Here is a 13,346-nt window from a genome sequence, read left to right as displayed (position 1 = left end):
GTCGGTCCGCCCCATAAGGAGGTCGCCGAGGGGCGGTGGTCGCCCGCGCGCGGGGGGCTTCTATAGTGACCGAATCGGGGGACGAATTGTTCCGGGGCCCGGAGGACCATCATGAGTACGGCACATGCGAGCGCGCCCGAGGGGCGCTACGGCCGTACGTCCGACGCGCGGGCCGACCACCGGCTGAAGGTTCTCGGCGGGGTCCTGAGCGTCCTGTTCCTCGGCGTCATCGGCTGGTTCGGCTGGCACTACGTCGGCCAGAACGAGATCAGCGGTGAGCTGATCGCCTTCCAGGTCTCCGACTCCTCCGTCTCGGTCCACCTCGAAGTGCGCAAGGACTCCGGTACCAGCGGCTACTGCACGGTCCGCTCCCAGGCGGAGAACGGCGCCGAGGTCGGCCGCGCGGACTTCCGCTTCACCGGCTCGGACACCCGGATCGACAAGGTCGTCACGCTCCGTACGACGGCCCGGGGGACGACCGCCGAGCTGCTCGGGTGCCATCCGGGCTGAGTCCTGCGCTCACCCGTTCGACGTATCCCGCCTGCGGGGCAGCCGTGACCTGCGGTGACGGTTTTCCGGTGACTTATGTCCTCCCCCTTCCGCCGTCGAATTGTTAGGCTCGTGGTTTCGCCCGTCCCTGAAGGAACATGCTTCGGGGTAGGGCGATGCTTTGTATTCCCAGTACCGACGAGGAGCACCTGTGACCCAGACCAGCGAGAACGTCACCTGGCTGACCCAGGAGGCGTACAACAAGCTCAAGGACGAGCTTGCGCACCTTACTGGTCCCGCGCGCTCGGAGATCACCGCGAAGATCGCGGCGGCGCGCGAGGAAGGTGACCTGCGCGAGAACGGCGGGTACCACGCGGCCAAGGAGGAGCAGGGCAAGCAGGAGCTTCGCGTGCGCCAGCTCACGCAGTTGCTGGAGAGCGCCAAGGTCGGCGAGACCCCGCAGTCCACGGACGGCACGGTCGCTCCCGGCATGGTCGTCACCATCGCCTTCGACGGCGACGAGGACGACACCCTGGTGTTCCTCCTGGCCTCCCGCGAATACGCGAGCACGGAGATCGAGACGTACTCGCCCCAGTCGCCCCTGGGCTCCGGCGTCATCGGCCACAAGGTCGGCGAGGACGCGGAGTACGAACTCCCCAACGGCAGGAAGGCGATGGTCCGCATCCTGAAGGCGGTCCCGTACAACGGCTGACCCACCCCACGCCCTCGACAGACCCCCGCCGCCTCGGTGCCGGGGGTTTCGTCGTGTACGGGGGCGAGGGGGGTGATCATGCCGTCGCCGACCGGTACTTGCGGACCGCCAGTGTGCGGAAGACGACGATGATCAGCAGGGAGTAGAGGACCGAGGCCCAGACGGGGTGCTGCATGGGCCAGGCGTCGGAGCGGGACAGGCCGGGGTCGCCGAAGAGCTGGCGGCAGGCCTGGACGGTCGCGCTGAAGGGGTTCCATTCGGCGATGTGCCGCAGCCAGGGGGTCATCTGGCCGGAGTCGACGAACGCGTTGGAGATGAAGGTGACCGGGAAGAGCCAGATGAGGCCGCCGGAGGTGGCCGCCTCGGGCGTGCGCACCGAGAGGCCGATCAGCGCGCCGATCCATGTGAAGGCGTAGCCGAGGAGGAGCAGGAGGCCGAACCCGCCGAGGATCTTGCCGAAGTTGGTGGGCTGCGCGGTGCCGAGGCGCCAGCCGACGAGGAGGGCGACGACGGCGAGGACGACGAGGGTGAGCGCGGTCTGGACGAGGTCGGCGACCGTACGGCCGGTGAGGACGGCGCCGCGCGCCATGGGCAGGGAGCGGAACCGGTCGATGAGGCCCTTGTGCATGTCGTCGGCGATCCCGGCGCCCGCTCCGGCGGTCGCGAAGGTCACGGTCTGCGCGAAGATCCCGGCCATCAGGAAGTTCTTGTAGACGCCGGGGTCGGTGCTGTTCCCGATCTTCATGGACCCGCCGAAGACGTAGGCGAACAGCACGACGAACATGACCGGCTGGATGACCCCGAACAGCACCATCTCGGGGATGCGGGACATGCGGATCAGGTTCCGCTTGGCGACGACCATGGAGTCCCGGAAGGACTGCACGGCGGGGTGCGGCGGGGCGGGGACGACGCGGGGCTCGGTGGTGGTCATGCCGTGGCCCTGCCCTTCTTCTCGGTCTTCTCGCTGCCGTTGCCGTTGTCGGTCTTCTCCTCGGCGACGTGCCCGGTGAGGGAGAGGAAGACGTCGTCGAGGGTGGGCCTGCGCAGCCCGATGTCGTCGATCTCGATGCCGCGCAGGTCGAGTTCGCGGATGATCTCGGCGAGGAGCTTGGCGCCGCCGGTGACGGGGACGGTGAGCCTGCGGGTGTGCTCCTCGACGGTGACGGAGCCCTTGCCGGAGGCGGTGAGGAGGTCGGCGGCGACGGGGATGTGTGCCCGGTCGTGGACGACGACCTCGACGCGCTCGCCGCCGGTCCGCGCCTTGAGCTGGTCGGACGTACCGCGCGCGATGACCCGGCCGTGGTCGACGACGGCGATGTCGTGCGCGAGCTGGTCGGCCTCCTCCAGGTACTGCGTCGTGAGCAGCAGCGTCGTGCCGCCGGCGACGAGGTTCTTGATGACGTCCCACAGGAGCAGGCGGTTGCGGGGGTCGAGGCCGGTCGTCGGTTCGTCCATGAACATGACCGGCGGCGAGACGACGAGCGCGGCGGCGAGGTCGAGGCGTCGGCGCATGCCGCCGGAGTACGTCTTGGCGGTGCGGTCGGCGGCGTCCATGAGGTCGAAGCGGTCGAGGAGTTCGGCGGCGCGGGCCTTCGCCTGCCGGGGTGCCATCTGATAGAGGCGGCCGACCATGACGAGGTTCTCCCGGCCGGTCAGGTACTCGTCGACCGCGGCGAACTGGCCGGACAGGCCGATGGAGCGGCGTACTTCGTTGGGCTGCTTGAGGACGTCGAGCCCGGCGACGACCGCCCGCCCGCTGTCGGGGCGCAGCAGGGTCGTCAGGCAGCGTACGGCGGTGGTCTTGCCCGCGCCGTTGGGGCCGAGCAGGCCCAGGACCGTGCCTTCGGGGACGTCGAGGTCGACGCCGTCGAGGGCTTTGACGTCACCGAAGGTCTTGACGAGTCCTTCGGCGTAGATGGCACCCGGCATTGGGCTCTCCACGTCTTCGGGGTGTTCGGGGATTCTTCGGATCAGGTGAAACGGGTCGTGCGAAAAGCGTAGGTTCGTGCCTTCCGGATCGCCCGACAGAACGTTCGAGCGACGTACGACACACCATAACGCGATGTATCGCGTCGCTCAATGCACTTCACCCGTCCGGGCTAGCGGCACTCTCGTGACCTGCGGTTCCCTAGTCGATGACGGTGTAGCCGGCGGCCCGCAGAGCCTGTCCGACCTCGGTGCAGTGGGCCGGGCCCTTGGTCTCCAGGTGGAGTTCGACCTCGGCCTCGGCCAGCCCGAGCCGCGGGTCGGTGCGGACATGGCTGATGTCGAGGACGTTCGCATCGGCCTCCGACAGCACCCCCAGCAGCGTCGCCAGGGCACCGGGCCGGTCCGTGAGCCGCAGCCGTACGGCGAGGTAGCGGCCCTGCGCGGCCATTCCGTGCCGCAGGACGCGTTGCATCAGCACCGGGTCGACGTTCCCGCCCGACAGCACCGCCACGACCGGCCCCTCGAACGCGCCGGGCTCGCTCAGCAGCGCGGCGACGGGGCTCGCGCCCGCCGGTTCGACGACCAGCTTGGCCCGCTCCAGGCACAGCAGCAGCGCGGCCGACAGGGCGTCCTCCGAGACCGTACGCACCTCGTCGACCAGGTCGCGGACGATCGCGAACGGCACGTCACCGGGGCGCCCGACCCTGATGCCGTCGGCCATCGTCAGCGGGCCGCGCACCGACACGGGCCGCCCGGCCGCGAGCGAGGGCGGGTACGCGGCGGCGCCGGACGCCTGGACGCCGACGATCCGTACGTCGGGGCGCAGCGCCTTCACGGCGACCGCGATGCCCGCCGCGAGCCCGCCCCCGCCGATGCCGACGACGATCGTGCGGACCTCCGGGCACTGCTCCAGGATCTCCAGGCCCACCGTGCCCTGGCCCGCGATGACGTCCGGGTGGTCGAAGGGGTGGATGAGCACCGCGCCCGTCTCGTCGGCGTACTCCTGCGCCGCCGTGAGCGTCTCGTCGACCACCTGGCCGTGCAGGCGGACCTCCGCGCCGTACTCACGGGTCGCGCTGATCTTCGGGAGGGGCGCGCCCTGCGGCATGAAGACCGTCGCGTGCACGCCGAGCAGCGCCGAGGCGAGCGCGACACCCTGCGCGTGGTTGCCCGCGCTCGCGGCGACGACACCGGCCGCGCGCTCCTCGGGGAGCAGACCGGCGATCCGTACGTACGCGCCACGCAGCTTGAACGAACCCGTGCGCTGGAGGTTCTCGCACTTGAGGTGCACCGGGGAACCGACGAGCTGGGTGAGGTGCCGGCTGCCCTCCATGGCCGTCATGCGGGCCACACCCGAAAGCATCTTCTGGGCGCCCCGGACGTCGTCGAGAGTGACGGGCCGGAAGGAGTCAGCCGTGCTGTAGCTCATGCCTCCAGCATCGCAGTTCACAGGCGGGAACGAGTCCGCCGACCAAGGCGCGGGACGGGTTTGCGCAGCGCCGGTACGACTGCCCGTCCGGCCGCGTACCCTGTCCCCCAACCCAGCACCCCCATGATGGAGCGAGCCCCCGGCCATGCCCACAACACCTGAAATGTCGATGGACATGACGACCGTCGGTGACACCGGTCTTCTCGACGATCTCCAGCACGAGGTCGCCCTCTTCGCCCGCCGCGCCGAGCAGACCCGGCTCGGGGGCGTGGGCCAGGTCCGCAACTCCATGGACCGCGCCGCGTACCTGCTGCTGAACCGCCTCGACAAAGAGGGCCCGATGGGCGTGAAGGCGCTCGCCGCGAGCATGGGCATCGACTCCTCGACGGTCACCCGGCAGGTCGCGCCCCTCGTCGACACCGGCCTCGTCAAGCGCACCTCGCACCCCGAGGACGGCCGCGCCGTCGTCCTCCAGCTGTCGCCGCGCGGCACGTCCCGCCTGGAGGAGGTGCGGTCCTCCCGGCGCCAGCTGATGGCCGAGCTGACGCAGGACTGGCAGCCCGAGGAGCGCGAGGTGTTCTGCTCCCTGCTCACCCGCTTCAACACCGCCCTCTCCGCGCGCATGTCCTCCCAGGGCCTGCCGGGGGCGGAGCCCGCACAGGAGTCCTGAGGGTCTTCACGTCGTCAGACGCTTCACCGGGCACGGGGGTTGACCGGTCGGGGGTCGCCGGTCTCAGATGAGGACGGTCGAGGCGGCGCGGGAGGTGCCGGGTGCGGGAGTTCGAGGCGTTCGTCGCAGGGGCCGGGGGGCGGCTGCTGTGGACGGCCACGCTCATCACCGGCGAGGTCGCGGACGACAACCCGCGCGCGCGACGCCTGCTGGCGCTCGCCCTCGCGCGCACGTACGCGTCGTGGGACCGCGTCCAGGACAGCGACCCGTACGACCACGCGCGCGGGGAGCTGGCCACCCGCTTCGCCCACTCCGCGTGGCGCCACCACACCACCCACCCCGGCTCCCCGCTGGCCCGCCTCACCCCCCAGGAGCGCCTGATCCTGGTCCTGCGCCACCACGAGGGCATCGCGGAGGAACAGATCGCCGCCCTCCTCGGCCTCTCCCCCGAACGCGCCCGCGCGATCTGCCACCGCGCCACCACGAACCTCCTGCATCCGCCCCGGGGTCCCGCGCCGGTGGTGGGCGGGGCGAAGGCGGTGCCGTCGTGAGGGGCGGGGCGCACGCGCGCGAGGTGTGTTCATGAGCAGCCGGTCGAACCGTGAGGTGACCGTGCGGCGGATGATGGACGGGCCGGTGCTGGTGGTGCCGGCGGAGGTGGTCGCCGAGGCCGTGCGGCGCGGTGGGCGGCTGCTGTGGTGGCGGCGGCTGGCGCGGCGGGTGATGTGGACGGTGCTGGTCGCGGGGGTCGTCGCGTTCGCCGTGTGGGCCGCCGTGGCACAGCCGTGGGTGGAGCCGCCGTCCGAGACGACCCCACCCGTGGTCGGCTGGTAGGTCAGCCGAGCGCCTGCTTGAGGTCCTCCAGGAGGTCCTCGACGTTCTCGATGCCCACGGAGAGGCGGACCAGGTCGGCCGGGACCTCCAGGGCGGAACCGGCGACCGACGCGTGCGTCATCCGGCCCGGGTGCTCGATCAGGGACTCGACGCCGCCGAGGGACTCGCCCAGCGTGAACACCTTCGCGCGGTTGCACACCTCGACGGCCGCCTCCTCGCCGCCGGTCACCTGGAAGGAGATCATCCCGCCGAAGGACCGCATCTGCTTGGCCGCGACCTCGTGCCCGGGGTGGTCCGGCAGACCGGGGTAGAGGACGTTCGTCACGCGCGCGTGCCGGGTCAGCATGTCGGCGACCTTCACGGCGTTCTCGCTGTGCCGGTCCATGCGCACGGACAGCGTCTTCGCGCCGCGCAGCACCAGCCAGGAGTCGAAGGGCCCGGCGACCGCGCCCATCGCGTTCTGGTGGTACGCCAGTTCCTCGCCGAGCGCCTCGTCAGCGGTGACCAGGGCGCCGCCGACGACGTCGGAGTGGCCGCCCATGTACTTCGTCAGCGAGTGCACGACGACGTCCGCGCCGAGCGCGAGGGGCTGCTGGAGGTAGGGCGTCGCGAACGTGTTGTCGACGACGAGCCGCGCGCCCGCGCTGTGCGCGACCTGCGCGACGGCGGCGATGTCGGTGATGCCGAGCAGCGGGTTGGAGGGGGTCTCGACCCACACGGCCTTCGTCTTCGGCGTGATCGCCGCGCGCACGGCCGCGAGGTCGCTGGTGTCGGCGACCGACCACTCCACGCCCCAGCGGGCGACGACCTTCGCGAACAGCCGGAACGTGCCGCCGTACGCGTCGTTGGGGATGACCACGTGGTCGCCCGGGCTCAGCAGGGTGCGCAGCAGGCAGTCCTCGGCCGCCAGCCCCGACGCGAACGCGAGCCCTCGACGGCCGCCCTCCAGCGCCGCGAGGTTCTCCTCCAGCGCCGTGCGCGTCGGGTTGGCGCTGCGGCTGTACTCGTAGCCGCCGCGCAGACCGCCGACGCCGTCCTGCTTGTAGGTCGAGACCTGGTAGATCGGCGGTACGACCGCCCCGGTCAGGGGGTCCGCCGTGTTGCCCGCGTGGATGGCGAGCGTCTCGAAGTGCTGACTGATGTGCCTGTCGCTCATGGGTTCCGAGGGTAGTGCGCTCGGAGCGGTGGTGCTGTACGGGTTCGGGGCTCGCAAAGTTATCCACAGGCCGTGGGAGGGGGTTCGCCAATTGTCGGTCAAGTCTGGTTCGCTTTGGGCATGGAGATTCTCTTGGTCCTGATCGCGGCGCTGCTTCTGAGCTTCGTGCTGCTGCCGTTCCTGCGGCGCAGGCGAGGCGGGATCGAGCTGGTCTCGCCGGGGCACCCGGACGCGGCGGACCCGGCGAACTACGGCTTCACGCTGGAGGAGGAGCTGGACGTCCGGCTGCCGGGCCCCGACCGGGACCTGGTCGATGTGCTGGACGTGGTGCAGCGGTCGCAGGACTATCGCGCGGCGCAGCAGTTGCTGGCGGGCACCGCGAAGGACGGCGAGGTGCGGTGGCAGCGGGTGCAGGCGTTCGCGGGAGCGGCCTCGCTGGAGTTGCAGCAGCGGCCGGGCGGGGTGAGCGACAGCCCGGGCGGGCAGTGGCTGCGGGTGTGGCGTGCCGAGCAGCCGAAGGACGCGGGCGGGGCGGCGGTGCACGCCGAGTTCCTGGTGCAGCAGGCGTGGCGGACGTCCGCGCCGGGGACCGACGACTTCCGGATCATCATGGAGGAGGCGAAGGAGGCGTGCGGGCAGGCGGCGCTGCTCGCCCCCGGTGACCCGGTCCCGTACATCGTCGAGCTGTCCATCGCGCGCGGGCTGAACTACTCCCGCGAGGAGTTCGAGCAGCTCTGGCTGAAGATCCTGGACCGCGCCCCGAACCACATGGGCGCGCATCTCTCGGCCCTGCACTACTGGTGCGAGAAGTGGCACGGTTCGCGGGAGATCGCCCAGTCCTTCGCGGAGGCCGCCGCCGCCCGCGCGCCGCAGGGTTCGCTGCTCTCGGCAATGCCGCTGTTCGCCGTCTTCGAGCACCTTCCCGAGGTCAACCTCGTGCGCGGCTTCTACCAGAGCGAGGTCGTCACCAAGGCGATGCACGGCGCACTGCACGCGGTGCACTCCGCGCGCCGCGACGACCCGATGCTCGCGCACGTCCGGCATCTGCTGGTGTTCTTCCTCGTCCGCAGCGAACGGTGGGCCGAGGCGATGAACCAGCTCGTCCACGTCGACGGCCATGTGGGCGCGCTGCCGTGGACGCTGTCGGAGGACCCGGCGGGCGAGTTCGCGGTGTACCGGGCGCTGGCGGTGGCGGGGTACGAGGCGAATGGGGGGAGTCCGGCGACGTTGCAGGCGTGAGGGGGGAGGCCGCCGGCGGAGTTCGAGGGGGCCGGGTATTACCCGGGTAGTACCGGGGGCCGTGCGGCGTTCACGGCGGGGTACGGGGGGGCGGCTCCAGGGACGTACCCGGGTAGTACCGGAGAGCTACGGCCCCCGCACCGGCGTATCCGTCCCTCCCTCGGGCATATGTGTCGCAGCGGACCTCCGGCCGGCGCCCCACCCCTGCCTCCCGCCTCCATCCCGCCCCGCGGAATGCTCGCGGCGTCCCGGACGTTGTACCGGGCGCCGCCACCCGCGACGGCGGACCCGCCCCAGATCCACAGGGAGACGCGATGCTCTTCGGCCGTACACCCCAACTGCCCACCCCGGAGCAGGCGCTCCCCGGCCGGGCGGCGCCCGTGTACCAGGTTCCGGAGCGGCACACCGTGCTGGACACGCCCCTTCAGGGCCCTTACCCCGAGGGGTACGAGGTCGCCGACTTCGCGATGGGCTGCTTCTGGGGTGCCGAGCGGAAGTTCTGGCAGCTCCCGGCGGGCGTGTGGACGACCCTCGTCGGCTACCAGGGCGGTCACACCGAGAACCCGACGTACGAAGAGGTCTGCTCGGGGATGACCGGGCACACGGAGGTGGTCCGCGTGGTCTTCGACCCCGCGGTCGTCTCGTACGACACCCTCCTGCGCACGTTCTGGGAGTCCCACAACCCGACGCAGGGTTTCCGCCAGGGCAACGACGTGGGCACCCAGTACCGCTCGGCGATCTACACCCACTCCCCCGCGCAGGCCACCGAGGCGGAGTCCTCCCGCACGTCGTACCAGAAGGTCCTGGCGAACGCCGGCCACCCGGAGATCACCACAGAGATCCTCCCCGCCGACACCCGCCCCTTCTACCCCGCCGAGCCCTACCACCAGCAGTACCTCGACAAGAACCCGGCGGGTTACTGCGGCATCGGCGGCACGGGAGTCTCCTGCCCGATCGGCGTCGCGAAGGCGGCCGACTGAGCCGCGTCCCGTCAGGAGACCGACCCGACCTCCACGGCCAGGTAGCGGAACTCCCCTCCCTGGCCGCCGAGTTCGGAGTACGGCTTCCAGGTGAGGCCGTAAGTTCCCAGCAGGGTGCAGGTGTTGCGCTCGTACGTTCCCCCGGCCCACAGCAACGTGCCGGTGAGCGTGCGCCCTTGGTGGATGCGGAAATCCTCGTCGCGGGTCGGCTTGCGGCCGGGGGCGGGGGGAGTCCACAGGGACGCTTCATTGGTCACCATGACGGCTAGGCCGTTCTGCTGCCGTCCCGCGCAGAAACGCTCCAGCCGGGCTATGTCGCGTACGAAGTGCAGGCGGGCCAGATCTGTCGCAGCGTGGTCCTTCAAGGCGTAGTCCTCAGGGGGTACCCCTGAGGTACCCGTCCACCCCCGGGTGAAGTACTTGAACTCGATCGCGGTACGGGTCCGGCTGATGCACAGCAGGTCCAGGTACCTCCGCCGCCCCGGCTCCTCGCGCTGCGGCACCTCCAACCTGGATTCCACGTCCGGCGCCAGTTCCCACAGCACCCGGGCGAAACCGTGTTGCAGGTCGGCCTCGGAGTGGAAGACGGGTCTGTGGCGGCCCAGTTGGGCCATGACCGCGTCGAGTGGAACGGTGTCGGCCACCGTTGCGGAAGCTGGCGTCTGTGCCGTCGTCATGCCGCCATTGAAGGGGCGCACCGGAGGATGTTCAACTTGCCGGATGAGGCAACTCGCGCCCGGCAACGGCCGAAACGCGTTCTCCCCCGGCCGGGTGGGCTCTGTGCGGGGAGCAAGGTCCGTCGGACAATGGGGAGTTCGTGTCCGTGTGGGTAGGGAGGGGCTGTCGTGGTGTTCGGTCGGAGGCGGGAGTTGCGGATGCCTACGCGGGAGGAAGCGCCGGTTGGGCGGGGGGAGTTGGCGTATGCCGTGCCGGAGCTGCATGCGGTGCTCGGGACTGCTTTGCAGGGGCCTTATCCCGAGGGGTGTCGGGTGGCCGAGTTTGCGTTGGGGTGTTTTTGGGGTGGGGAGCGGCGGTATTGGCAGCTGCCTGCGGGGGTTTGGACTACCGCCGTTGGGTTTCAGGGTGGGTTTACGTCGTTTCCCGTTGATGATGAGGTGCGGACCGGGTTGACCGGGCATGCGGAGACCGTGCGGGTTGTGTATGAGCCTGAAGTGGTTTCTTATGACGCCTTGTTGCGGGTTTTTTGGGAAGGGCACGATCCCACGCAAGGGTTTCGGCAGGGTAATGATGTGGGGACGCATGTCCGGTCGCTGATCTTTACTCGTACGTCCGCCGAAGTGGAGGCCGCCGAGTCGTCTCGGGATGCCTATCAGAAGTGTCTTGCCGAGGCTGGGTACGGGGAGATCACCACCGAGATTCTGGCGGCGGCGGAGTATCCGTTCTATCCCGCCAGTTCGCTGCATCAGCAGTATCTGGCCCATAATCCGGGCGGGTACTGCGGGTTGGGAGGTACGGGGGTGACTTACCGGGCGTGAGTTTCGCCGTTCATGCTCGTCGGGTTCGTGACGAGAGTCTGCCGTTCGTGCGCAGGCGCGGGGAGTTGAGGTGTGCCGTCGGGCGGTACTGTCCGCTCGGATTCAACGCGACGTGGGCCTATCTCGCGACGCTCGCGCCGGACCTGCGTACGGAACCCGCTGCGCTGCCGCGTGCGCTGGCCGTCCTGGAGGAGAGCAGGGGCGTATTCCTGCTTCAGGAAAGGGAGTTCGCGGCGCGGCGGCGGGGCGAGAAGGCTGCGGGGTGGCGGACTCCGGGAGTTCGGGGTGCGGCTCCCTGTTGGCCGGGTACGGTGCCTCCGTCGCGGCTCGGGTTGATCGCGGCGGTTGCTAACAGGCATACGGCGTTTCGGAGTTGGCCGGCCTCGGTCGAGGAGACCCCTCTTGCCGAGCTGCACGCGCGACTGGACGCCTGCGCCGTCGCGTACTTGGCGGATCTCGGTCGGCAAGGACCCGATGCCGCGAAGGAGTTGGCCGACACGCTCGACGGGATCGAAGCGCTCACCCTGCCCGGATTCGCGCCGCTGGACTACCTGCGCTTCGGGCGCCTCCTCGCGTACGCCATGAGCGTGACGAACGCGCCCAGTTGACCAGCCGGAACCACCAACTCCCGTTCCTGCCAAGGTAATTCGGTTGCCATCCACCCGTCCCGACCCCGCTAATGCACTGCATGGCCGACATCCAGGGCACCTACGACGACCTCTTCCTCGCCGTCCCCAACCTCCTCGCCCGGCTGCTGGACGAGGGTGACGCGGGAGGCTCGGTCGCCGTGTTCGTGGGCGGTGAGCCCGTCGTGGACGTGTGGGGCGGGTACACGGACGCCGCGCGCCGCGTCCCCTGGCAGCGGGACACGATCACGAACGTGTGGTCGGTGACGAAGACAATGACCGCGCTGACTGCGCTGACGCTGATCGAGCGGGGCTCACTGGACCCGGACGCCGAAGTCGCCCGGTACTGGCCGGAGTTCGGGGCGAAGGACGTTCTCGTACGGCATGTCCTCTCGCACACCGCCGGGCTCCCCGACTGGCCGGGCACGGTGGAGGAGCTGTACGACTGGGACGCCGCGACCGCGCGGCTCGCGGGTCTCACTCCGCAGTGGGAGCCGGGTACGGAGGCGGGGTATCACTCGCTGACCCAGGGGTACCTGGTGGGCGAGTTGGTCCGGAGGATTACCGGGGTACCTCTCGGGGACTACTTCGCGGCGGAGATCGCGGGGCCCCTCGGGGCGGACTTCCACATCGGGCTGGCCGCCGAGCACGACCACCGGGTCGCCGCGAGCGTCCCTCCCGAGGGGGAGACGGAGGAGTACGCCGCCAGCGCACCGGGGCACACGGACTCGGCGACCCCGGCGACCTCCACCACCGCCCCCACCCCCATACGCGTCCGGCATGGCAACTCCCCCTCCTGGCGCCGCTCCCAGATCCCCGCCGCGAGCGGCTACGGCAACGCCCGCTCGGTGGCCCTGGTCCAGTCCCGCCGCCTCACCGGCCCCGTCCTCGACCTCGCGCGCCGCACCCAGTTCACCGGCGAGGACAAGCTCCTCGGCATGTCCGTCCAGTACGGCCTGGGGTACGGCCTCTTCGGCAACACCCTCGGCTGGGGCGGCTGGGGAGGTTCCCTGGTCCTCGTGGACCCGGACGCCGGTATGACGGTCGCGTACGTGACGAACCAGATGCGCCGCCCCGGCGAGGACAACCGGGGGTTGGAGATGGTGACGACGGCGTACGAGGGGCTGGGCCGCTGAGTTACCGTCCCTCCATGTCGCCCTCGACCAGTGCCCTCATCGTCGCCGTCGTCGGTGTCGCCGGCACCCTCCTGTCCGGCGTCCTCGCACACCGAGGCGCACTGCGCTCCACGTCGATGGAGCTGGAGCACGCGAGGGTGGAGAGGGAGGCGGAGCGGGAGGCGGTGGAGCGGCGGGAGAACGTGGAGGCGCGCAGGGCGTCGTACGTGCAACTGAACCGGGCGATAAGGGAGTTGCACCTGTTGCTGTGGCAGCACCGGGAGGCGCTGGCGACCCGGGCGGGCGACCCGGCCGCCCAGACCGCCGAACGCGCCGACGCCCAACGCGAGTTGAGGGAGGCGTACGCGACGGCCCAACTCGTCGTCACGGACGACGTATTGCAGGCGGCGGGCCGCCTCGTGCACCAACTCCAGCGCATCCACACCCAGTTGGCGAGGCACGAGCAGAACTCCCCCGGCAACCAGGCCCCGGAGTCTCTGGACGAACTCCTCGACCGCCTGAAGAACGCGTCCGAGAGCCTCTACGAGGTACGCCAGCACATGCGCAGGGACCTCGGCATCACGAACCTCCCCATCGAACGCCCCGAGGACCACGGCGCCCGCTGACCAGCCCCCCGCAAAACCCCGCCACAAAAAGAGAGGTTAAGGTAA

At 70.4% G+C, this 13,346-nt stretch carries 16 protein-coding genes; 11 read left to right on the top strand and 5 right to left on the bottom strand.

Annotated elements, in window-relative coordinates; all coding sequences use genetic code 11:
• The first annotated feature begins 111 nt into the window (after positions 1–111).
• Together J8M50_RS30365 and greA are read left to right on the top strand one after the other, a co-directional pair.
• Entirely contained in the window at positions 112–510 is a 399-nt protein-coding gene (locus J8M50_RS30365; RefSeq protein ID WP_010354614.1) for a DUF4307 domain-containing protein, read from the top strand.
• Positions 511–700: 190 nt separating this feature from the next.
• Positions 701–1,201: a transcription elongation factor GreA gene (greA, locus tag J8M50_RS30360; protein ID WP_010354613.1), complete on the top strand. Its 501-nt coding sequence runs from the start codon at positions 701–703 to the stop codon at positions 1,199–1,201.
• A 76-nt stretch (positions 1,202–1,277) separates the two neighbouring features.
• On the opposite strand, the gene J8M50_RS30355 is transcribed toward greA, so the two are convergent.
• The 3 genes from J8M50_RS30355 to ilvA form a co-directional block, all read right to left on the bottom strand.
• Positions 1,278–2,132 carry an ABC transporter permease gene (locus tag J8M50_RS30355; RefSeq protein ID WP_010354612.1) on the bottom strand — a complete coding sequence of 285 codons (855 nt, stop codon included), beginning with the start codon at positions 2,130–2,132 and terminating at the stop codon, positions 1,278–1,280.
• Positions 2,129–3,130 (bottom strand): daunorubicin resistance protein DrrA family ABC transporter ATP-binding protein, encoded by a 1,002-nt coding sequence (locus J8M50_RS30350; RefSeq protein ID WP_010354611.1) that lies wholly within the window; start codon positions 3,128–3,130, stop codon positions 2,129–2,131. Before J8M50_RS30350 ends, J8M50_RS30355 begins: the two co-directional genes overlap by 4 nt.
• Positions 3,131–3,329: 199 nt before the next feature.
• On the bottom strand, positions 3,330–4,559 hold the full coding sequence (gene ilvA / locus J8M50_RS30345) for a threonine ammonia-lyase (RefSeq protein WP_010354610.1): 1,230 nt from the start codon (positions 4,557–4,559) through the stop codon (positions 3,330–3,332).
• A 163-nt stretch (positions 4,560–4,722) separates the two neighbouring features.
• Between ilvA and J8M50_RS30340 the strand changes: the two genes are divergently transcribed.
• The 3 genes from J8M50_RS30340 to J8M50_RS30330 all read left to right on the top strand — a co-directional run bounded on the left by J8M50_RS30340 (position 4,723) and on the right by J8M50_RS30330 (position 6,063).
• On the top strand, positions 4,723–5,229 hold the full coding sequence (locus J8M50_RS30340; protein WP_029183975.1) for a MarR family winged helix-turn-helix transcriptional regulator: 507 nt from the start codon (positions 4,723–4,725) through the stop codon (positions 5,227–5,229).
• Between the two features lie 101 nt (positions 5,230–5,330).
• On the top strand, positions 5,331–5,780 hold the full coding sequence (locus tag J8M50_RS30335; RefSeq protein ID WP_010354608.1) for a sigma factor-like helix-turn-helix DNA-binding protein: 450 nt from the start codon (positions 5,331–5,333) through the stop codon (positions 5,778–5,780).
• A gap of 31 nt (positions 5,781–5,811) precedes the next feature.
• A complete protein-coding gene (locus J8M50_RS30330) occupies positions 5,812–6,063 on the top strand; it encodes a hypothetical protein (protein WP_010354607.1) in 252 nt (83 codons plus the stop codon).
• A gap of 1 nt (position 6,064) precedes the next feature.
• Here J8M50_RS30330 and J8M50_RS30325 read toward each other — a convergent pair whose 3' ends face one another.
• Positions 6,065–7,219: a cystathionine gamma-synthase gene (locus tag J8M50_RS30325; protein ID WP_010354605.1), complete on the bottom strand. Its 1,155-nt coding sequence runs from the start codon at positions 7,217–7,219 to the stop codon at positions 6,065–6,067.
• 120 nt (positions 7,220–7,339) lie between these two features.
• Between J8M50_RS30325 and J8M50_RS30320 the strand changes: the two genes are divergently transcribed.
• Entirely contained in the window at positions 7,340–8,458 is a 1,119-nt protein-coding gene (locus J8M50_RS30320) for a hypothetical protein (protein WP_029183974.1), read from the top strand.
• 314 nt (positions 8,459–8,772) lie between these two features.
• A complete protein-coding gene (gene msrA, locus J8M50_RS30315) occupies positions 8,773–9,438 on the top strand; it encodes a peptide-methionine (S)-S-oxide reductase MsrA (RefSeq protein WP_010354603.1) in 666 nt (221 codons plus the stop codon).
• Positions 9,439–9,449: 11 nt separating this feature from the next.
• On the opposite strand, the gene J8M50_RS30310 is transcribed toward msrA (J8M50_RS30315), so the two are convergent.
• A complete protein-coding gene (locus tag J8M50_RS30310) occupies positions 9,450–10,115 on the bottom strand; it encodes a hypothetical protein (protein ID WP_063748078.1) in 666 nt (221 codons plus the stop codon).
• A gap of 168 nt (positions 10,116–10,283) precedes the next feature.
• Between J8M50_RS30310 and msrA (J8M50_RS30305) the strand changes: the two genes are divergently transcribed.
• From msrA (J8M50_RS30305) to J8M50_RS30290, 4 genes are all read left to right on the top strand, one after another.
• Complete coding sequence (msrA, locus tag J8M50_RS30305; RefSeq protein ID WP_010354601.1) at positions 10,284–10,934, top strand: peptide-methionine (S)-S-oxide reductase MsrA; 651 nt, start codon at positions 10,284–10,286, stop codon at positions 10,932–10,934.
• A gap of 47 nt (positions 10,935–10,981) precedes the next feature.
• Positions 10,982–11,542, top strand: a complete 561-nt coding sequence (locus J8M50_RS30300) for a hypothetical protein (protein WP_010354600.1) — start codon at positions 10,982–10,984, stop codon at positions 11,540–11,542.
• 80 nt (positions 11,543–11,622) lie between these two features.
• Entirely contained in the window at positions 11,623–12,696 is a 1,074-nt protein-coding gene (locus tag J8M50_RS30295; protein WP_010354599.1) for an EstA family serine hydrolase, read from the top strand.
• 14 nt (positions 12,697–12,710) lie between these two features.
• Positions 12,711–13,301 (top strand): hypothetical protein, encoded by a 591-nt coding sequence (locus tag J8M50_RS30290; RefSeq protein ID WP_010354598.1) that lies wholly within the window; start codon positions 12,711–12,713, stop codon positions 13,299–13,301.
• Positions 13,302–13,346: the final 45 nt, after the last annotated feature.

This window comes from Streptomyces acidiscabies (assembly GCF_020010905.1).
GTDB classification, from domain to species: Bacteria; Actinomycetota; Actinomycetes; order Streptomycetales; family Streptomycetaceae; genus Streptomyces; species Streptomyces acidiscabies.
The sequence above is the reverse complement of the archived record's forward strand: the minus strand, read 5'-3'. Positions and strand labels throughout refer to the sequence as shown.

Coding starts and splice junctions, on each gene's coding strand:
- J8M50_RS30290 (WP_010354598.1), top strand. CDS start 12,711: ATGTCGCCCTCGACCAGTGCCCTCATCGTCGCCGTCGTCGGTGTCGCC.
- J8M50_RS30310 (WP_063748078.1), bottom strand. CDS start 10,115: ATGACGACGGCACAGACGCCAGCTTCCGCAACGGTGGCCGACACCGTT.
- J8M50_RS30325 (WP_010354605.1), bottom strand. CDS start 7,219: ATGAGCGACAGGCACATCAGTCAGCACTTCGAGACGCTCGCCATCCAC.
- J8M50_RS30330 (WP_010354607.1), top strand. CDS start 5,812: ATGAGCAGCCGGTCGAACCGTGAGGTGACCGTGCGGCGGATGATGGAC.
- J8M50_RS30365 (WP_010354614.1), top strand. CDS start 112: ATGAGTACGGCACATGCGAGCGCGCCCGAGGGGCGCTACGGCCGTACG.
- J8M50_RS30340 (WP_029183975.1), top strand. CDS start 4,723: ATGTCGATGGACATGACGACCGTCGGTGACACCGGTCTTCTCGACGAT.
- J8M50_RS30355 (WP_010354612.1), bottom strand. CDS start 2,132: ATGACCACCACCGAGCCCCGCGTCGTCCCCGCCCCGCCGCACCCCGCC.
- J8M50_RS30295 (WP_010354599.1), top strand. CDS start 11,623: ATGGCCGACATCCAGGGCACCTACGACGACCTCTTCCTCGCCGTCCCC.
- J8M50_RS30350 (WP_010354611.1), bottom strand. CDS start 3,130: ATGCCGGGTGCCATCTACGCCGAAGGACTCGTCAAGACCTTCGGTGAC.
- msrA (WP_010354603.1), top strand. CDS start 8,773: ATGCTCTTCGGCCGTACACCCCAACTGCCCACCCCGGAGCAGGCGCTC.
- J8M50_RS30320 (WP_029183974.1), top strand. CDS start 7,340: ATGGAGATTCTCTTGGTCCTGATCGCGGCGCTGCTTCTGAGCTTCGTG.
- ilvA (WP_010354610.1), bottom strand. CDS start 4,559: ATGAGCTACAGCACGGCTGACTCCTTCCGGCCCGTCACTCTCGACGAC.